Here is a 19,974-nt window from a genome sequence, read left to right as displayed (position 1 = left end):
TCACCCGCATTATCCTCCGGCCCGCGAATTGACATTACATTACTGAAAGAATTTATTGGAGCGCAAACGTTTGCTATTTCATTTGTCTTACGCATCGAGCTCGCCGCTGTGTAATCCATCCCACAAAACCACCGTAACAGACTGATTTTTATACAAAAACACGACACCAACCCAGAAAATTCGAACCCTACACGACACATTCTTACATCTTTCAAAATCATTCTATCCCAATACATCAAAACGCGATGCATTGACCATTTTTTAACTTTCAAAACCTCTCATTTATCACTGTTTGTCAATCTACAAAAATCACCTCCAATAAAATCCGCCCATCAATTTTGAGATTCGCGCGAGCGCACGGAATATTCCTCTAACGAAAGAGACCGGTGTGTGGCGTGCATATTTGGAGGTAGCAGGACATGAACCGCACATACCGCTCGATCTGGAACGAAGCTCTTGGCGCCTGGGTCGCGGCATCGGAACACGATTCGGCACGGGGCAAGCCGAACAAGTCGGCCGTCGTGAAGGCCGGTCTGGTCGGTCAGTTCGGCGCTGGAATCACGCTCGCGCTCGCTCTGGGATTAGCCCCTGGCGAATCGGCAATGGCGAACAACCTGGCGATCGGTTCGGGTGTGTCGAACATCTCAACCGGTGCGGCCAACTCTCCGACCAACAATGGCTACAACGCTTCGGCTGGCGCCGATGGCACGAACGCCAACATCGCCATCGGCACGGTGGCAACCGCCGGCGGCTTCGGGAGTACGGCTATTGGGGACACCACAACTGCGAGTGGCGTCGGGTCAACTGCTCTCGGGAACATGTCCACCGCATCGGGTGCGCAAAGCGCGGCCGTAGGGAACAGCGCGAAGGCGACCAATAGCCAGGCTACGGCCATCGGCAACGGGGCGACCGCGTCGGGCAGCGGCGCTATGTCTATCGGGTATGGCGCAACGGCGTCGAACTCCCAAAGCACCGCTATCGGCGCAAGCGCAACCTCGACGGGCAGCGGGAGTGTCGCGCTGGGTAACGGCAGTACGGATGGCGGGCAATCGAACGTCTTCAGCGTAGGGAATAGTACGACGCAGCGTCGGATCATCAACGTCGCCCCGGGCAACGTGTCGTCGACCAGCACCGATGCAATCAACGGCAGCCAGCTTTATTCGCTGTCGACCGGCCTCTCGTCGACCAACAGCTCGGTCACTTCGCTCTCGACCTCCACGTCGACGGGTCTGTCGTCGGCCACCAGCTCAATCGGCTCGCTCTCGACCGGCCTCTCGTCGACCAACAGCTCGGTCACTTCGCTGTCGACGTCCACGTCGACCGGTCTGTCGTCGGCCACCAGCTCAATCGGCTCGCTGTCGACCGGCCTCTCGTCGACCAATAGCTCGGTCAGGTCGCTGTCGACGTCCACGTCGACCGGCCTCTCGTCCGCCACCAGCTCGATCGGCTCGCTCTCGACCGGCCTCTCGTCGACCAATAGCTCGGTCACTTCGCTCTCGACGTCCACGTCGACCGGTCTGTCGTCGGCCACCAGCTCAATCGGCTCGCTCTCGACCGGCCTCTCGTCGACCAACAGCTCGGTCACTTCGCTGTCGACCTCCACGTCGACCGGCCTGTCGTCCGCCACCAGCTCGATCGGTTCGCTGTCGACCGGCCTCTCGTCGACCAATAGCTCGGTCACTTCGCTGTCGACCTCCACGTCGACCGGTCTGTCGTCGGCCACCAGCTCGATCGGCTCGCTCTCGACCGGCCTCTCGTCGACCAACAGCTCGGTCACTTCGCTCTCGACTTCCACGTCGACCGGTCTGTCGTCGGCCACCAGCTCGATCGGCTCGCTGTCGACCGGCCTCTCGTCGACGAACAGCTCAGTCACTTCGCTGTCGACCTCCACGTCGACGGGCCTGTCGTCGGCCACCAGCTCGATCGGTTCGCTGTCGACTGGCCTCTCGTCGACCAATAGCTCGGTCACGTCGCTCTCGACCTCCACGTCGACCGGCCTGTCGTCGGCCACCAGCTCAATCGGCTCGCTCTCGACCGGCCTCTCGTCGACCAACAGCTCGGTCACTTCGCTCTCGACTTCCACGTCGACGGGTCTGTCGTCCGCCACCAGTTCGATCGGCTCGCTGTCGACCGGCCTCTCGTCGACCAACAGCTCGGTCGCCTCGCTGTCGACTTCCACGTCGACCGGTCTGTCGTCGGCCACCAGCTCGATCGGCTCGCTCTCGACCGGCCTCTCGTCGACCAATAGCTCGGTCACGTCGCTCTCGACTTCCACGTCGACCGGCCTGTCGTCGGCCACCAGCTCGATCGGTTCGCTGTCGACCGGCCTCTCGTCGACCAATAGCTCGGTCACTTCGCTGTCGACCTCCACGTCGACCGGCCTGTCGTCCGCCACCAGCTCGATCGGCTCGCTCTCGACCGGCCTCTCGTCGACCAATAGCTCGGTCACTTCGCTGTCGACTTCCACGTCGACGGGTCTGTCGTCGGCCACCAGCTCGATCGGTTCGCTGTCGACCGGCCTCTCGTCGACCAATAGCTCGGTCACGTCGCTCTCGACTTCCACGTCGACCGGCCTGTCGTCGGCCACCAGCTCGATCGGTTCGCTGTCGACCGGCCTCTCGTCGACCAATAGCTCGGTCACTTCGCTGTCGACCTCCACGTCGACCGGCCTGTCGTCCGCCACCAGCTCGATCGGCTCGCTCTCGACCGGCCTCTCGTCGACCAACAGCTCGGTCACTTCGCTGTCGACTTCCACGTCGACGGGTCTGTCGTCGGCCACCAGCTCGATCGGCTCGCTGTCGACCGGCCTCTCGTCGACCAATAGCTCGGTCACTTCGCTGTCGACCTCCACGTCGACGGGTCTGTCGTCGGCCACCAGCTCGATCTCGTCGCTGTCCACCTCGGCCTCGACCGGCATCAACTCGCTGTCGACCGGCCTGAGCTCGGTCACGACGAAGACGAACAACCTCGGCACGAGCACGGCATCGGCGCTCGGCGGCGGTTCCACGTACGACCCGACGACCGGGACCGTCTCCGCTCCGGCATATACGACCTACAACGCGAACGGCACGCAGTCGACCGCCAACAGCGTCGGCTCGGCAATCGACAGCATCAACAGCCAGGGCATCAAGTACTTCCACGCGAACTCGTCCGGCGCCGACAGTCAGGCGCTCGGCACCGATTCGGTCGCGATCGGCCCGAGCGCGGTCGCCAACAATGCCGGCGACGTCGCGCTTGGCAGCGGCTCTGTTACGGCGGCGCCGGTCAAGACGCCGACCGGCACCATCGGCGGTGTAACCGCAACGTTCGAGGGCGGCAATCCGACCAGTGTGGTCAGCGTCGGCAAGCCTGGCGCCGAGCGTCAGGTCACCAACGTTGCAGCCGGCCAAATCACCGCGACCAGCACCGACGCGATCAATGGCTCGCAGCTGTTCGCAACCAATTCGATCGTCGACTCGCTGTCGACCACGGTGTCGACGTCCGGCAGCGCTATCGCCTCGCTTTCGACCGGCATCACGTCGCTGTCCACGGGCCTCAGCTCGACCAACAGCTCGGTGACATCGCTGTCTTCCTCGACCTCGACCGGTCTGTCGTCGGCGAACAGCTCGATCACTTCGCTGTCGACCTCGACCTCGACCGGCCTGTCGTCGGCGAATAGCTCGATCGATTCGCTGTCCACGTCGACCTCGACGGGCTTGTCGTCGGCTAACAGCTCGATCACGTCCCTGTCGACTTCGACCTCGACCGGTCTGTCGTCGGCCAACAGCTCGATCACTTCGCTGTCGACCTCGACCTCGACTGGCTTGTCGTCGGCTAACAGCTCGATCACTTCGCTGTCGACTTCCACGTCGACGGGTCTGTCGTCGGCTAATAGCTCGATCGATTCGCTGTCGACCTCCACGTCGACCGGCCTGTCGTCGGCCAATAGCTCGATCACTTCGCTGTCGACCTCGACCTCGACTGGCTTGTCGTCGGCTAACAGCTCGATCACTTCGCTGTCGACTTCCACGTCGACGGGTCTGTCGTCGGCTAATAGCTCGATCGATTCGCTGTCGACCTCCACGTCGACCGGCCTGTCGTCGGCCAATAGCTCGATCACTTCGCTGTCGACCTCGACCTCAACCGGCCTGTCGTCGGCTAACAGCTCGATCACGTCCCTGTCGACTTCGACGTCGACCGGCCTGTCGTCGGCTAACAGCTCGATCACCTCGCTGTCCACCTCGACCTCGACCGGCCTGTCGTCGGCGAATAGCTCGATCACTTCGCTGTCCACGTCCACCTCGACGGGCCTCTCGTCGGCCAACAGCTCGATCACGTCCCTGTCGACTTCGACCTCGACCGGCCTGTCGTCGGCCAACAGCTCGATCACCTCGCTGTCGACTTCCACGTCGACGGGCCTGTCGTCGGCTAACAGCTCAATCGATTCGCTGTCGACCTCGACCTCAACCGGCCTGTCGTCGGCGAATAGCTCGATCACGTCCCTGTCGACTTCGACCTCGACCGGTCTGTCGTCGGCGAATAGCTCAATCACGTCCCTGTCGACTTCGACCTCGACCGGCCTGTCGTCGGCCAACAGCTCGATCACTTCGCTGTCGACCTCGACCTCGACTGGCTTGTCGTCGGCCAACAGCTCGATCACGTCCCTGTCGACCTCGACCTCAACCGGCCTGTCGTCGGCTAACAGCTCGATCACGTCCCTGTCGACTTCGACCTCGACCGGCCTGTCGTCGGCTAACAGCTCGATCACGTCTCTGTCGACTTCGACGTCGACGGGTCTGTCGTCGGCTAACAGCTCGATCACGTCGCTGTCGACTTCGACGTCGACCGGCCTGTCGTCGGCCAATAGCTCGATCACGTCCCTGTCGACCTCGACCTCGACCGGTCTCTCGTCGGCGAACAGCTCGATCACGTCCCTGTCGACCTCCACGTCGACCGGCCTGTCGTCGGCCAACAGCTCGATCACCTCGCTGTCGACTTCGACCTCGACCGGCCTCTCGTCCGCCAACAGCTCGATCACTTCGCTGTCGACTTCGACGTCGACCGGCTTGTCGTCCGCGAACAGCTCGATCGATTCGCTGTCGACCTCCACGTCGACCGGCCTGTCGTCGGCGAACAGCTCGATCACGTCCCTGTCGACCTCCACGTCGACCGGCCTGTCGTCGGCCAACAGCTCGATCACCTCGCTGTCGACTTCGACCTCGACCGGCCTCTCGTCCGCCAACAGCTCGATCACTTCGCTGTCGACTTCGACGTCGACCGGCTTGTCGTCCGCGAACAGCTCGATCGATTCGCTGTCGACCTCCACGTCGACCGGCCTGTCGTCGGCCAACAGCTCGATCACCTCGCTGTCCACCTCGACCTCGACCGGCCTCTCGTCGGCGAATAGCTCGATCGATTCGCTGTCCACGTCGACCTCGACGGGCTTGTCGTCGGCTAACAGCTCGATCACTTCGCTGTCCACTTCGACTTCGACCGGCTTGTCGTCGGCGAACAGCTCGATCACGTCCCTGTCGACCTCGACCTCGACCGGTCTGTCGTCGGCCAACAGCTCGATCGATTCGCTGTCGACCTCGACCTCGACTGGCTTGTCGTCGGCGAACAGCTCGATCACGTCCCTGTCGACCTCGACGTCGACGGGTCTGTCGTCGGCCAATAGCTCGATCACCTCCCTGTCGACTTCGACCTCGACGGGTCTGTCGTCGGCTAACAGCTCGATCACCTCGCTTTCGACCTCGACCTCGACCGGCCTGTCGTCGGCCAACAGCTCGATCACCTCGCTGTCGACTTCCACGTCGACGGGCCTGTCGTCGGCGAATAGCTCGATCGATTCGCTTTCGACTTCCACATCGACGGGTCTGTCGTCGGCCAACAGCTCGATCACTTCGCTGTCGACTTCGACCTCGACGGGCTTGTCGTCCGCCAACAGCTCGATCACTTCGCTTTCGACTTCGACCTCGACGGGCTTGTCGTCCGCCAACAGCTCGATCGATTCGCTTTCGACTTCGACCTCGACGGGTCTGTCGTCGGCGAACAGCTCGATCACTTCGCTTTCGACCTCGACCTCGACCGGCCTCTCGTCGGCCAACAGCTCGATCGATTCGCTGTCGACCTCGACTTCGACCGGCCTGTCTTCGGCTAACAGCTCGATCACGTCCCTGTCGACTTCGACGTCGACGGGTCTGTCGTCGGCGAACAGCTCGATCACCTCGCTGTCGACCTCGACCTCGACGGGCCTCTCGTCGGCCAACAGCTCGATCACCTCGCTGTCGACTTCAACGTCGACCGGCCTGTCTTCGGCTAACAGCTCGATCACCTCACTGTCGACTTCCACGTCGACCGGCCTCTCGTCGGCTAACAGCTCGATCACCTCGCTGTCGACTTCGACGTCGACCGGCCTGTCGTCGGCTAACAGCTCGATCGACTCGCTGTCCACGTCGACCTCGACCGGTCTGTCGTCGGCCAACAGCTCCATCACGTCGCTGTCGACTTCCACGTCGACCGGTCTGTCGTCGGCCAACAGCTCCATCACGTCGCTGTCAACTTCGACGTCGACCGGCCTGTCTTCGGCGAATAGCTCGATCACCTCGCTGTCGACCTCGACCTCGACGGGCCTCTCGTCGGCCAACAGCTCGATCACCTCGCTGTCGACTTCCACGTCGACGGGCCTCTCGTCGGCTAACAGCTCGATCGACTCGCTGTCCACGTCGACCTCGACGGGTCTGTCGTCGGCCAACAGCTCCATCACGTCGCTGTCGACTTCCACATCGACCGGCCTCTCGTCGGCGAATAGCTCGATCGATTCGCTGTCCACGTCGACCTCGACCGGTCTGTCGTCGGCCAACAGCTCGATCACCTCGCTGTCGACCTCGACCTCGACGGGCCTCTCGTCGGCAAATAGCTCGATCACTTCGCTGTCGACCTCGACCTCGACGGGCCTCTCGTCGGCGAACAGCTCGATCACCTCGCTGTCCACGTCGACCTCGACCGGTCTGTCGTCGGCGAATAGCTCGATCACCTCGCTGTCGACCTCGACCTCGACGGGCTTGTCGTCCGCGAACAGCTCGATCGATTCGCTGTCGACCTCGACCTCGACGGGCCTGTCGTCCGCGAACAGCTCGATCACGTCCCTGTCGACGTCGACTTCGACTGGCATCAACTCGTTGTCGACTGGTCTGAGCACGACCAACAGTACGGTCACCTCGCTGTCGACCTCAACGTCGACCGGCCTGTCGTCCGCAAACAGCTCGATCACATCCCTGTCCACCTCGACCTCGACTGGCATCAACTCGCTGTCGACCGGTCTGAGCACGACCAACAGCACGGTCACGTCGCTGTCGACCTCCACATCGACCGGCCTGTCCTCGGCCACCAGCTCGATCTCGTCCCTGTCGACCTCGACCTCGACGGGCCTGTCGTCGGCCGCCAGCTCGATCACGTCCTTGTCGACCTCGACCTCGACCGGCATCAGCTCGCTGTCCACCGGCCTGAGCAGCACGGACAGCACGATCCTGTCGCTGTCGACCTCGACGTCGACCGGCATCGGCTCGCTGTCCACCGGCCTGAGCACGACAAACAGCTCGGTGACGTCGCTGTCCACCTCGACCTCGACCGCGATCAACGCCGCGAAGACGCACTACTACAGCGTCAACGACAACGGCACGCAGCAAGCCAACTACGACAACACGGGCGCAACGGGCACCAATGCCCTCGCCGCCGGCGTGAACGCCAGCGCGGCAGGCGCCAGCAGCGTGGCGGTCGGCGACGGCTCGAACGCACAGTCGGCAGGTGCGGTCGCCATCGGCCAGAACGCATCGGCAACGGGCGGCAAGGCGGTGTCGATCGGCTCCGGCAACACGGCGTCCGGCGACGGCGCGGTCGCGATCGGCGACCCGAGCATCGCAACGGGCACCGGCGCGGTGGCGATGGGCGCGAACGACACGGCGACCGGCGACGGCGCAGTGGCGCTCGGCAACGCGAACACGGCAACCGGCGCCAGCGCGCTCGCCCTCGGCAGCTCGAACCAGGCCACCGCGGACAACACGATCGCGCTGGGCAGCCAGGCCACGGCCAGCGCCACCGGCGCACAGGCCTACGGCTCGGCCGCCAAGGCCACCGCCGCCGACGCGCTCGCCTTCGGCACGAACGCGCAAGCGAACGTCGCCAACTCGGTCGCACTCGGCGCGAACTCGGTCACGGCTGCGGCCGTCGGCACCTCGAGCGCCACGATCGGCGGCGTCACGTACTTCTTCGCGGGCAACTCGCCGGTTGGCGTGGTCAGCGTCGGTGCACAGGGCCAGGAACGCCAGATCACGAACGTCGCCGCGGGCCGGATCTCGGCCACGAGCACGGACGCGATCAACGGCAGCCAGCTGAACGCGACGAACAACGCGGTCAATGCACTGTCGACGTCCACTGCGTCGAATGTCGCGTCGCTGTCGACCGGCATCAACTCGCTGTCCACGGGCCTGAGTGCGACCAACAGCAACGTGGCTTCGCTGTCCACGTCGACCTCGACCGCGATCAACTCGCTGTCGACCGGCCTGAGTTCGACGAACAGCAACGTCAACTCGCTGTCGACGTCGACCTCGACGGGCATCGGTTCGCTGTCCACCGGCCTGAGCACGACAAACAGCAACGTGGCCTCGCTGTCGACCGGTGTGACGAACATCAACAACTCGTTGAACTCGCTGTCGACGACGATCAACAACAACACGATTCGCGCCAACAACAGCAACGGGATCGCCGCCGACATGAACGGCAAGGGCACCGACCTCCCGACCGTCACCGCCGGCTCGAACTCGGTGGCGATCGGCGCGAATTCGAACGACGGCGGCCGTTCGAACGTGGTGTCGGTCGGTAGCGACACGCAGCAGCGCCAGATCACGAACGTCGCGCCGGGTACGCAAGGCACCGACGCGGTGAACGTGAACCAGCTGACGCAGGTGCAGACGACGCTGTCGACGGCGCTGTCGGGCCAGCAGACGCAGATCAACTCGCTGGGTTCGCAACTGCAGCAGACCGACCAGATGGCGAAGCAGGGTATCGCGGCCGTCGGCGCGATGGCATCGATCCCGCAGCTCGATCGCGACGCCAACTTCGGGATGGGCGTGGGTACGTCGACCTTCCTCGGCCAGAAGGCGATGGCGGTCAACATGCAGGCCCGCATCACGGAGAACCTGAAGGCGTCGATCAACGGCGGCTTCAGCGGCGGTCAGAAGGTGATCGGCGCCGGCATGCTGTATCAGTGGAAGTAACGCGTCGCGCCGCCAGGCCGCCCGGCTCGCCAGGCCGCCCGGCTCGCCAGCCGGACGGCCGGCGGCGGCCCCGACGGCCGGACGAGCCCGCCGCGCAACCCGTGGCGGGCTTCAGTCAACCCAAGCATTGAGGATGTAACCGTGAACAAACTCGCTCTTGCGCTCGCACTTTCCGCAACGGCCCTCGCCGCGTGCTCGACCGCATCCGGCCCGACCTTCAGCGCCTCCGAACTGCAGCCGCGCGACGGCGTGCGCACGTTCCAGGTGGACTGCCACGGCCTGCTGTCGGGCCCGCAGACATGCATGAAGGCTGCCCGAAAGATCTGCGGCGATCAGCCCGTGCGCGCCGTCGACTCGGCCCGCGCGCTGCGCGACAAATCCGATCCGGCCACGCTGGTCTTCCAGTGCGGCGCCGCGCCGGCCGAAGCGGCCTCGGCCGCCGAACCGGCGACCGCCGTCGTCGAACAGGTCAACCTGTCGGGCGACGCGCTGTTCGCGACCGACCACGCGACGCTCGCGCCGACCGCGCGCGAATCGCTCGACCGCCTGCTGAGCGAGCGCAAGGACCACACGTACTCGCAGGTGAGCGTCACCGGCTTTACCGATTCAGTGGGCAGCGACGACTACAACCTCGCGCTGTCGAAGCGCCGCGCCGAATCGGTCGCCGCCTATCTGAAAGCACACGGCCTGAAAACCGACGCGCTGACGGTGTCGGGCCGCGGCAAAGCCGATCCGGTCGCATCGAACGCGACGCCCGAAGGCCGCGCGAGCAACCGCCGCGTCGAAATCCGGCTGCAGCACTGAGCAGCCGGCCGCCGCAGGTGCGGCGGCCGCTCCGGCAAGCCGCCAGCGCCGCGCCGGACAACGCGGGCGCCGCATCGCCGGCGCCCCGCTCCCGTGGGCCGGCGGGTATGTCAAAGTTCGTCACGTCCTGCCAAAAACGGCGGTTTCCATGCCACAATCGCCGCAGACAGTCGCCGGGGCAGCCTGCCCGAATCGCGCGCCGTGCCAGGCGCGCCCGACGACACGCCGGAATCCGGCTGCCGCCCTCGCGAACCACGTCGCCCGATTCGCTTGCCGCAACGCACCGGCGCGAATCCAACCATGACAACCCACGGCGCGCCGCTTCCAGGCCAGACGCTCGACGCGATGCCCGGACGCACGACGCCGCAGAGGAAACCAACCGGTGACGGACATCAATGAAGCCGCCGCGGGCGGCACCCGCAAGCAACGGCCGGCGGTCGGCATCTCGCTGTTTGCGCGCGACGGCCAGGCGATCTGGGAAAACGGCATTCACCAGAACATCGCGTTCCTCGCGATGATGCTCAAGCGCTCGGATCGCGTCGGCCCCGTCTATTTCCTGAACGGCGGCGATGCGAACGCACTGCCGGCCGGCCTCGAACTCGACGGCCTCGACATCCCGCTGGTGAAACCCTCCGACGTCACGCACGAACTCGACGTCGTGATCGAAATGGGCGCGCAGCTGCCCGTCGAATGGCTCCGGCACATGAAGGCGCTCGGCAAGAAGATCGCCGCGTTCTTCTGCGGACACGTCTATGCGGGCCTGTGCGAAACGCCGATCTTCGGGAAACCGTCCGGACACGTGTTCAACGGCGCGCCGTTCGACGAAGTGTGGCTGCTGCCGCAATACGACAAGACCGCGGCGCCGATGCTGCAGACCATCCTGCGCGCGCCCGTCCACCTGATGCCGCACATCTGGTCGCCGTACTTCCTCGAGCGCCGCGTGGCTGCGCTCGCAGGCGAAGGCGCGACGTTCGGCTATCGGCCAGGCCAGCGTCCGTGGAGCCTCGCGATGCTCGAACCGAACATCTCGGTCGCCAAGTCCTGCCACTACCCAATGCTGGCATGCGACGAGTTCTACCGCGCGCGGCCGGACGCGGTGCAGCACATGTTCGTCGTCAACGCGATGCACATGAAGGAGCATTCGACCTTCGTGCACTTCGCGAACAGCCTCGATCTCGTCCGCCACCACAAGGCGACCTTCGAACCGCGACTCGACCTGCCGGGCTTCATGGCGCGCCACGCGGATGCCGTCGTGTCGCACCACTGGGAAAACGGGCAGAACTATCTGTATTACGACGTGCTGTACGGCGGCTATCCGCTGATCCACAACTCGACGCTGATCGGCGACGCCGGCTATTACTACCCGGACTTCGACTCCGCCGCGGGCGGCCGCGCACTGCTCGACGCTTGGCTGCATCACGACGAACGCCTCGACGATTACCGCGCGAAAGCCGGCCGGCTGCTGCAGTCGGTCTCGATCGACAACCCCGCGAACCTCGACGCGTTTGTCTCGCGTCTGGTCGCCTGAACCGGAGCATACGCATGTCGGACTCCAATGCCCGTCAAGCGCCCGGCGAGGGCAAGCGTCTCGTCGTCGGCGTGTCGCTGTTCGTGCGCGGCGCCGGCCAGTCGCTGTGGGAAAACGGCATTTTCCAGAACTGCCTGCTGCTGATCCTGCTGCTGCGCCAGTCGCCGCTCGTCGCGGAAGCCGTGATGGTGAACGGCGGCGAACAGGTCGCCGATCCGCAGATGATGCTCGGCGAGTGGGACGTGCCGCTGCTGTCGATGGACGAAGCGCTGGAACGCTGCGACGTGCTGATCGAAATGAGTGCGCAGTTCGGCGCGGACTACCTGCGCGCGTTCCGCGACCGCGGCGGCAAGGTCGTCACGATGCGGGTCGGCAACGACTACGTGATCGACATCGAACGCGCGATGTTCAACAAGCCGTCGGGCTTCCTGTTCTCGGGCGCGCCGTACGACGCCGTGTGGACGATTCCCGAGTTCGAGCGCTCGTGCCTGCACTATTACCAGACCGGCCTGCGCGCGCCGGTCACGATCGTCCCGCACATCTGGCATCCCATGCTGTTCGACAAGGCACGCGCGACGCTCGGCGCGGGCCTGACCTTCGGCTATCAGCCCGGCAAGCCGCGCTGGCGCGTGACGATGTTCGAGCCGAACATCTGCATGGTGAAGACGAGCATCATCCCGATGCTGGTCACGGAAGAGGCGTACCGCGCCAATCCGAAATTCCTCGAATTCGTGCGCGTGTGCAACACGATCCACCTGAAGGAGCATGCGACGTTCGTCCACTTCGCGAAGAGCCTCGACATCGTGAACCACGGGGTCACGACGTTCGAGAGCCGCTACGCGGTGTACGAGTTCATGGCTGCGTACGGCGATGCGGTGGTGTCGCACACGTGGGAAAACGCACAGAACTACCTGTACTACGAGTTGCTGTACGGCGACTATCCGCTGATCCACAACTCGCCGTTCCTCGGTAAGGCCGGGTATTTCTATCCGGACTTCGACTGCCAGGCCGGCGGCCGCGCGCTGCTGCAGGCGTTCACCGAGCACGACGCGAATCTGGAGGCGTACCGAGAGCAGTCGAAGCACGTGCTCAGCTCCGTGAGTATCTACAACCCCGAGAACGTCGCCGCCTATACGGACGCGATCGCCACCCTCTATCGCGACGCGTGACGCGCTGCCCTTTCAGGATTCCGACATGAACGCACGCACGCCCCTCACCCGCGCCAAATGGCTGATCGGCTGCGCCGCCGCTTCGATCGCGATCGGCGCGCATGCACAGTCATCGGGAGGGTCGGCGGATGAATTGCTGCAGGACGCCGACACGGTATTCAGGCAACTCGAAGCCGGCCAGTTCAACGAGATCTGGCTCGGTTCCGCCGACTTCATCAAGACCCGATTCAAGCAGGACCATTTCGTAAGCGACATCCGGCGCGCTTGGCAAACGGTCGCCCTGGTCCGCCACCGCGAGTGGGAGCAGATCACACGCGACCGCTACACGAATGCGACGGTACCCGACGGCCTCTACGCGAACGTCGACTATGTGACGACATTGACCACCGGATCGACAGTGTACGAAAAAGTGAGCTTTCGCCTCGAAGGTGACGGTCACTGGCATTTGACCGGCTATGCGCCGCGCATGACTCGCGACATCACCAAATAAGCGCTGCGCCGACGACTCGGAGACATCATGAAACTCAATGTCGCGATAACGATGAACGTGCAGCGCGACGCGACGCAGTCGATCTGGTACAACGGCGCGAACCAGCACTGCGTGTACCTGTACATGCTGCTGAAGCAGTCGCCGCTGATCGGCGAAGTCTGGCTCGCGCACGACAACGGCATCACCGAGTATCCGCAGGCGCTGATGATGGACGCGTTCGGCGACGCGCTGCGGCCGCTGTCGGCCGTCGTCCACCAGACCGACCTGCTGATCGAGATGAATGCGTTCGTCGATCCGTCGCACACGGACGTCGTGCGCCAGCGCGGCGGCAAGTGCGTGTCGTATCGCTTCGGCAACGACTACGTGATCGCGGTCGAGACGATCAACTTCGAGAAGAACGACTGGCGGCCGAACCCGCACCGCGTGCAGTTCGACGAGATCTGGACCAACCCGCAGCACATGCACACGTGCGCGGCCTATTTCCAGGCCGTGTATCGGGCGCCGGTGATCGAGCTGCCGCATATCTGGTCGCCGTATTTCATCGAGCGCAGCCTCGACGCCGATCCCGAACTGAAGGCGCGCTTCGGCTACCGCAACCACGGCCCGGCCAAGCGCATCGCGTTCTTCGAGCCGAACCTGAACGTCGTGAAAAGCTCGATCGTGCCGATGCTCGCCGCGAACGCGTGCTACGTCGAGCACCCGGAGCTCGTCGAGCACGTGTACATGACCAACACGTTCGACAAGAAGGAAAACGTTGCCTTCAAGCATCTCGCCCTCGGGCTCGAGATGGTGCGCGACGGCAAGGCGACCGCCGACGTGCGCGCGCCGTTCGTCGCGTGGGCCGCGCATCACACCGACATCGTCGTGTCCCACCACTGGGAAAACGGCCTCAACTACCTGCTGTACGACGCGCTGTACGGCAACTATCCGCTCGTACACAACTCGCCGTTCCTGCGTGACGTCGGCTACTACTACCCGGACTTCGAGATCTTCGAAGCGGCGCGTGCGATCGCGACCGCCGCGCAGACACACGACACGCGGCTCGACGACTACGCGGCCGCGGCCCGCCGCTGCCTGCACCAGGTCGACACGCTCGCCGAGCACAACGTTCGCGCTTACTCCGAGCAAATCCAGCAGTTGTTCGCCGGTCGCGCGCTCGGCTGACCTCAATCGTCCCCGCTACCGCCCATGAATCAGACCGTCCGCAATTTCGTCGTGATCGATTCGATTCATGGCCCGTTCGTCATCAACCGGCACTGCGCGCATCAGGCCGAGGCACTGATCAAGACGGGGCGGCCGCACATCCAGGCCGAGCTCGACGCGATCATGCACGTGATCGACCAGTTGCCGAACGATGCAATCGCTGTGGACGGCGGCGCGAATGCGGGGCTCGTATGCGTGCCGATCGCCCATCGGTTGCGTGCGCGCGGCGGCCGCGTGTACGCGTTCGAACCGCAGCGCACGCTGTTCCATGCGCTCGGCGGCACCGTCGCGCTCAACCAGCTCGACAACGTCCACCTGCTGAACATGGGGCTGGCCGGCGCCAACGGCACGATGAAAGTCCCCGACGTCGATTACGGGCAGGACGCCGACTTCGGCCAGGTCTCGCTCGTCGACGCGCACGCGGAAGGCGGCACGCCGACACCGGTCGTCAGGCTCGACTCGCTCGGCCTGCCGCGGCTGGATTTCCTGAAGCTCGACATCGAAGGCATGGAGCTCGACGCGCTGCGCGGCGCGCGCCGGCTGATCGAGACGCATCTGCCCTGGTGCTGGGTCGAATACCGGAAAGTCGGCGAGGCGCCGATCATCGCCACCTTTGCCGGCCTCGACTACTCGTTCTACCGGGTCGACCAACTGAACCTGCTTTGCGTGCCGAATACGCGCTGGGACCCGCAGCGGCTGGCCATCTCGGTCGAGCAGGTCACGATCGAAACGACGGCCGAAACCGATGCGCGCCACCCGGCAGCGCCCGCCGCCGACACCGACGCGCCCGAAACGAACTGGAACCGCGCGCTCGACCACGAGTCGCGCTGCGAGTGGGGCCATGCAATTGCGCGCTGGCAACGCGCGCGCGGACACGGGCTCGATGACGATGCGATCGCGCTGCAACTCGCGTCGTGCTACGGCTTCGCCGGTGCGCCCGATGCCGGGCTGGCGGCGCTCGAACGCTTTGGCGATCCGGCCGCGCTCCCCGACGCGACGCGCGGTCGCATCGAGCTGGCACGTTCCGAGCTGCTGCTGCGCGCCGGCCGGCGCGACGAGGCGGCCCGCGCCACGATTGCCAGCGAAAATGTGCTCACGGCCGCGCAATTCGGGCTGCCGACGGAGCGGCTCTACCAGGGCCAGCCGCTGCACGGCAAGCGGCTGCTGGTGCTCAGCTACGGCGGCGTCGGCGACCAGCTCCAGTACGCGCGCTACCTGGGCGCGCTCGACACGCTCGGCTGCACGAGCGTGACCGTCGTCGTTCCGGACGCGCTGACGGGCCTGCTGCGTCACACGTTCCCGCACATCGAATTCATCGGTGCGCACGGCGCGTGGGTCGACACGTCGCGGATCGCGCACGACTACTGGTGTTCGTTCCTGGTGCTCGCCGCGCAATTCGGCTACGCACCGGCGCCCAATGGATCGGCGGCCGCGTACCTGTCGTGCCCGCCCGCGCACGCCGCCGAGTGGCGCGAGCGTGTGCAGCGCGACGGCCATGCCGCCGGCACGCGCCGCATCGGGCTCAACTGGCGCGGTCGCGACGAAAGCGACGCGCGCTTCCATCGCGCGGCCAGCCTGCGCGACCTCGCGCCGCTGACGCGGATGCACGGCCACGCCGCGTACTGCATTAACCGAGACCTTTCCGCACAGTCCGAGCAATCGGACCTGCCGGTGACGTTCCCGCATCACGCGATCAGCGATTTCAGCGACCTGGCGGCGCTGATGCTGGCGCAGGATGCCGTGGTGACCACCTGCACCGCGCACATCCACCTCGCCGGCGCACTCGGCGTGCCGGCCGTGCTGCTGCTCAGCCCGAAGGCCGATGCCCGCTGGGAAACCGGCTCGCGCACCGCGCTCTATCCCGGCATCCGGATCGTGCGCGCCACGCACGTCGGGCAATGGGACGACGCGGTCGATCGCGCGATGGCGCTGGTGCTCGGCGGATTCGGGAAGGATTGAGCGACGGGATGCGAATCGCGGCCGCTGTGTGCGGATGATGCCGGCGCCGGCCGCGCGTCTCGCGCCGCGCCGGAGCCCGTGACGGGCGTGAACAGGCGCTAGACCAGCACCCGATCGCCGCTCTGCGCGGCGAACGTACGGCCATGCCGCCGGCCCATCCGCGCGAGCACGGCGAAGCAACGCGCCGCCGGCCGGCTGACGCCGCCGGATGGCTTGACGAGACTATCGGACACGCCGCGTGCGATCGCCGAATCGTTGCCGCACGCGCCGGCAATGACACCCGCGTAATAGTGCCGCGCCGCCAGTTCGCGGCCGTTGGCATCGAGCGGCTTCATCCGCTGAATGCGACGCGCAATGGCCTTCAGGCCGTCGAGATACGGCGCGACGTCGATCGGCACATCGGTCGACTCGGCGCCCAGTTGCCACAGCATGTCGGCCAGCTCGGCGATCGCGACCAGATCGCGCGCATCGGTTGCCTGCGTGCCCGTTCCGACTCCGGCCTTCGTCCCCGCCATGCCACACCCCTTTGCGATTCGTCCCGCTGCACCTGCTCTCGCGCCGTCACGCGGCGGCCGGCGACCGCCATGAAAAGCGGATGCCCTGCGCCCATGCGACACCGGCATCCAAGATGATCTGCCGGTCGATCTCGCTCTCCACGCCTTCGACGACGACGTGCCGCGCCCCTTCGTGCGCGAACGCGATCAACCTGCGGAACTGGTAGCGCCCGATCGCGTTGCGTTTGATCATCGACAGGATCGACCGGTCGAGCTTCACGATGTCGGGATTGCCGACCACCAGATTGTTCAATGCGCTGAAACCGACGCCAAAATCGTCGATCGCGATCCGGCAACCGGCCTGCCGGAAGCGGTTCACGAACGACCGGCCCGCGACGGGGTTCAGCGGCCCTGTCTCCGTGATCTCGACCACCAGCCGCGCCGCCACCGACGGCTCGCGCTCGAGCCGTCTGAAGATCGCCAGCCACGCGTCGTCGACGACCGCGCTCACCGCCGCGACGTTGCACCCGTACACCGCGGCCGGATCAGCGCGCAGCGCGTCGATCGTCCGGCCGACCACGAGCCGGTCGAACCAGCGCATCAGCCCGAGCGCCTCGAGGCGCGGCAGGAACGCGAGCGGCGGCAACGCATCGCGCTCGCCCCACCGCAGCCGAGCCAGGCGCTCCTGGTACAGCACACCGCCCGACAGGTCGGCCCGGCACACCGGCTCATGTGCGAACCCGAGCCGGCTTTCCACGAAACTGCGTACCGACGCGAGGTCGGCATGATGGTCGGGGGCGCCGAACACGAGATCGATTTCGTCTCGATTCGCTTCCCGATTCGCCTCAAGGCGAGCTTCGACCGCATTCATCCGGCGCTCCGGCAAATGGCGAGCCGCCGATCGCGGCTCGACCTCAACAAACATGCGGAGCAAACCGACCCTGACGCGCTCCGCCGCCTACCCGGCCCATCCTGTTATGTCGATTTTTTCCGGGAGCGTACTGTTCGCTTCGGCGCGCCGTCAAATTCGATATTTTCAACGATATTCAGTGACTGCCAATACACCATGCACGAACCATGTCGACAGTGCGACAGGTTACACAACACAAAGTACGAAACCCCGAATCCAGATCGTTTATTTTCGCTACCAGACAACTTTATCCGAATCCATTTCTTTCACGATATTGCAGCACCGCAAATCGAAAAATCATTAATTGATCAGACAAATACAGACCCGAGAAATGCCGCCGGCCCTTGATGAACGGGCTTGCAGCAACGGCTTCCAGCTCGGGCCGCCATCCAGCTAAAACCGGCTGCCGCACATCATTCGATCATCGCAGCATTCAATTTTCACGTTTCAAACGATATTACTAAATCTCAAAACAGAATCGACTGCGTTGAATCAATAATATCAAGTTTTATTTATATGATGATTATGGATTGAAACATGTTTAACAATCTTCAAGACTTGTTAACCTATAAAATTATTTCTGACGGACTTCCCTCGGAGCCGTCAATTTCGTGCCTTCAAAACCGTCGAACCGATCGGGTTCGACGGTTTCTTTTTTAACGGCATTATTTCGTCAGACATTAGGGCGGGACAACCCCGATGGCAGCCGGCAGCGTAATGAATGCGCGCCGTGGAAAATCGGCCTTATACGGCCGGCGCGCCGATCAGGTTCGCGAGCAGCCCGTCGTATTCGGCGACGAGCGCCGGATTCGCCGACGTATAGCGGCCGAGGATCTCGCGCTGGCGCCGCGTATACGCTTCCCAGTCGTCGTCGTGCGTATGCAGCGCACGCAGCAGCGCGTCGGCGCCCTGCTGCACGTCGTTGTCCGGATAGTAGTAGCCGAGATCGGGCGCGAGGCTCGCGTTGTGCACGAGCGGATAGCCCTGCCAGCACACGTCGAAATAGAAGTAGTTCAGCGGGTTCGACCATTGGTGCGACACGACGATGTCGGTCAGGTCGGCCAGGAACAGCGGCGTGTCGAAGCGGCCGACGAAGCTCGCCTTGCCCGCACGCACGATGTCCAGGTAATTCATCAGCATCGCGAACTCGGGGCTGTCGTGTGCGAGATGGAGGGCATTCGTCACGTGCGTGAAGCAGATCGCGTCGGGGTCTCGCCGATACGCTTCGTCGATGATCAGCATCGGATACACGCAGAACTTCACCACGTCGTGGTTCGGCTCCATCACCGTCAGCCGTTTGCCGGGCTCGCTGCGTGGCCGGTATTCACCGTGCTCGGGCAGCGACGCGGCACGCGCGCTCAGGAACATCGGATCCCACACGAACGGCACGACGCGCCCCGGGCAGCGGCGCAGCGACTGCAGGAACGGCAACGACGAGGGCGCGATCTGCGGAATCGCCCACACCTCGTCGTAGCCGCGGTTGATGAACAGCGAATCCCACAGCCGGCGGCCGAACAGCATCGATTCCATCACGTTGATGTACTCGACGCCGCAGCAGTAGCTGACGAGCTTCGCGCCGCGCGCCTTCAGGTAGGCCGTCTGCTCCCCGTTGACCTGGCCGCCGAGTTCGATCACCACGTCGAGCGAATCCTTCATGTCGTCGAACGTGCGCGTGTCGAAGACGCTGCGATCCCAGGGCAGCGCATCGGTGAGCGGCACATCGGTGGTGTTGACCAGCGTCACGCGGTAGCCGTGCGGCGACGCCATCAGCAGCTTCGCGAGAAACAGCGCGTTCTGCTTGATGCCGTTGATCCACAGGCTTTCGTCGGGGGCACGCAGTCCGATCGTGATACCGATGCGCAGGCCGTTCAGGACAGGAGACGTCATCGTCGGCAGGATGGAAGGTTGGATGGGAGTGGCATGGCGCAGTGTAGCGCGCGAAGCGTCGCCCGCGTCAAGCGGCGGCGACCAACCCGGCATTCTAGCGGAGTACCGGCCGCACACTGTCAGGGATGGTCAGCGCCCGCCCCGGCCGTGCAAATCCGCCGGATCGTTATGCGATACTCGTGCCACCCGCTGCGCCGCCAGTCGGCCGGCTTTTCCGGGGGGCTCGAACGGACAACGCACGACCACGCCACACCACGATTACAAGAAAGGCTGACA

11 protein-coding genes are annotated in these 19,974 nt (G+C 64.6%); 8 read left to right on the top strand and 3 right to left on the bottom strand.

What is annotated here, in order from left to right:
- The first annotated feature begins 419 nt into the window (after window positions 1–419).
- From KEC55_RS29205 to KEC55_RS29175, 7 genes are all read left to right on the top strand, one after another.
- Window positions 420–9,254, top strand: a complete 8,835-nt coding sequence (locus KEC55_RS29205) for an ESPR-type extended signal peptide-containing protein (protein WP_282511458.1) — start codon at window positions 420–422, stop codon at window positions 9,252–9,254.
- 141 nt (window positions 9,255–9,395) lie between these two features.
- Window positions 9,396–10,058 carry an OmpA family protein gene (locus KEC55_RS29200; RefSeq protein WP_282508559.1) on the top strand — a complete coding sequence of 221 codons (663 nt, stop codon included), beginning with the start codon at window positions 9,396–9,398 and terminating at the stop codon, window positions 10,056–10,058.
- 382 nt (window positions 10,059–10,440) lie between these two features.
- Window positions 10,441–11,586: a DUF2827 domain-containing protein gene (locus tag KEC55_RS29195; RefSeq protein ID WP_282508558.1), complete on the top strand. Its 1,146-nt coding sequence runs from the start codon at window positions 10,441–10,443 to the stop codon at window positions 11,584–11,586.
- A 14-nt stretch (window positions 11,587–11,600) separates the two neighbouring features.
- A complete protein-coding gene (locus tag KEC55_RS29190; RefSeq protein WP_282508557.1) occupies window positions 11,601–12,755 on the top strand; it encodes a DUF2827 domain-containing protein in 1,155 nt (384 codons plus the stop codon).
- Between the two features lie 25 nt (window positions 12,756–12,780).
- Window positions 12,781–13,245, top strand: a complete 465-nt coding sequence (locus KEC55_RS29185; protein WP_282508556.1) for a DUF4019 domain-containing protein — start codon at window positions 12,781–12,783, stop codon at window positions 13,243–13,245.
- Between the two features lie 27 nt (window positions 13,246–13,272).
- Complete coding sequence (locus KEC55_RS29180) at window positions 13,273–14,409, top strand: DUF2827 family protein (RefSeq protein ID WP_282508555.1); 1,137 nt, start codon at window positions 13,273–13,275, stop codon at window positions 14,407–14,409.
- A 24-nt stretch (window positions 14,410–14,433) separates the two neighbouring features.
- On the top strand, window positions 14,434–16,407 hold the full coding sequence (locus KEC55_RS29175; protein WP_282508554.1) for an FkbM family methyltransferase: 1,974 nt from the start codon (window positions 14,434–14,436) through the stop codon (window positions 16,405–16,407).
- A 98-nt stretch (window positions 16,408–16,505) separates the two neighbouring features.
- Here the strand turns inward: KEC55_RS29175 and KEC55_RS29170 are convergent, their stop codons facing one another.
- Entirely contained in the window at window positions 16,506–16,922 is a 417-nt protein-coding gene (locus KEC55_RS29170; protein WP_282508553.1) for a hypothetical protein, read from the bottom strand.
- 46 nt (window positions 16,923–16,968) lie between these two features.
- Entirely contained in the window at window positions 16,969–17,772 is an 804-nt protein-coding gene (locus KEC55_RS29165) for an EAL domain-containing protein (protein ID WP_176048470.1), read from the bottom strand.
- Between KEC55_RS29165 and KEC55_RS29160 the strand changes: the two genes are divergently transcribed.
- Entirely contained in the window at window positions 17,686–18,159 is a 474-nt protein-coding gene (locus tag KEC55_RS29160) for a hypothetical protein (protein ID WP_282511508.1), read from the top strand. The genes KEC55_RS29165 and KEC55_RS29160 overlap by 87 nt on opposite strands.
- A gap of 396 nt (window positions 18,160–18,555) precedes the next feature.
- Here KEC55_RS29160 and KEC55_RS29155 read toward each other — a convergent pair whose 3' ends face one another.
- The gene (locus KEC55_RS29155; RefSeq protein ID WP_282508552.1) at window positions 18,556–19,698 is read right to left on the bottom strand and encodes a DUF2827 domain-containing protein; all 1,143 of its coding nucleotides are present in this window, start codon (window positions 19,696–19,698) and stop codon (window positions 18,556–18,558) included.
- Window positions 19,699–19,974 lie beyond the last annotated feature (276 nt).

It is taken from the genome of Burkholderia cepacia, from assembly GCF_029962485.1.
In the GTDB taxonomy this organism is placed as follows: Bacteria; Pseudomonadota; Gammaproteobacteria; order Burkholderiales; family Burkholderiaceae; genus Burkholderia.
The sequence above is the reverse complement of the archived record's forward strand: the minus strand, read 5'-3'. Positions and strand labels throughout refer to the sequence as shown.

Coding starts and splice junctions, on each gene's coding strand:
- KEC55_RS29155 (WP_282508552.1), bottom strand. CDS start 19,698: ATGACGTCTCCTGTCCTGAACGGCCTGCGCATCGGTATCACGATCGGA.
- KEC55_RS29185 (WP_282508556.1), top strand. CDS start 12,781: ATGAACGCACGCACGCCCCTCACCCGCGCCAAATGGCTGATCGGCTGC.
- KEC55_RS29180 (WP_282508555.1), top strand. CDS start 13,273: ATGAAACTCAATGTCGCGATAACGATGAACGTGCAGCGCGACGCGACG.
- KEC55_RS29175 (WP_282508554.1), top strand. CDS start 14,434: ATGAATCAGACCGTCCGCAATTTCGTCGTGATCGATTCGATTCATGGC.
- KEC55_RS29165 (WP_176048470.1), bottom strand. CDS start 17,772: ATGAATGCGGTCGAAGCTCGCCTTGAGGCGAATCGGGAAGCGAATCGA.
- KEC55_RS29170 (WP_282508553.1), bottom strand. CDS start 16,922: ATGGCGGGGACGAAGGCCGGAGTCGGAACGGGCACGCAGGCAACCGAT.
- KEC55_RS29205 (WP_282511458.1), top strand. CDS start 420: ATGAACCGCACATACCGCTCGATCTGGAACGAAGCTCTTGGCGCCTGG.
- KEC55_RS29190 (WP_282508557.1), top strand. CDS start 11,601: ATGTCGGACTCCAATGCCCGTCAAGCGCCCGGCGAGGGCAAGCGTCTC.
- KEC55_RS29160 (WP_282511508.1), top strand. CDS start 17,686: ATGATGGTCGGGGGCGCCGAACACGAGATCGATTTCGTCTCGATTCGC.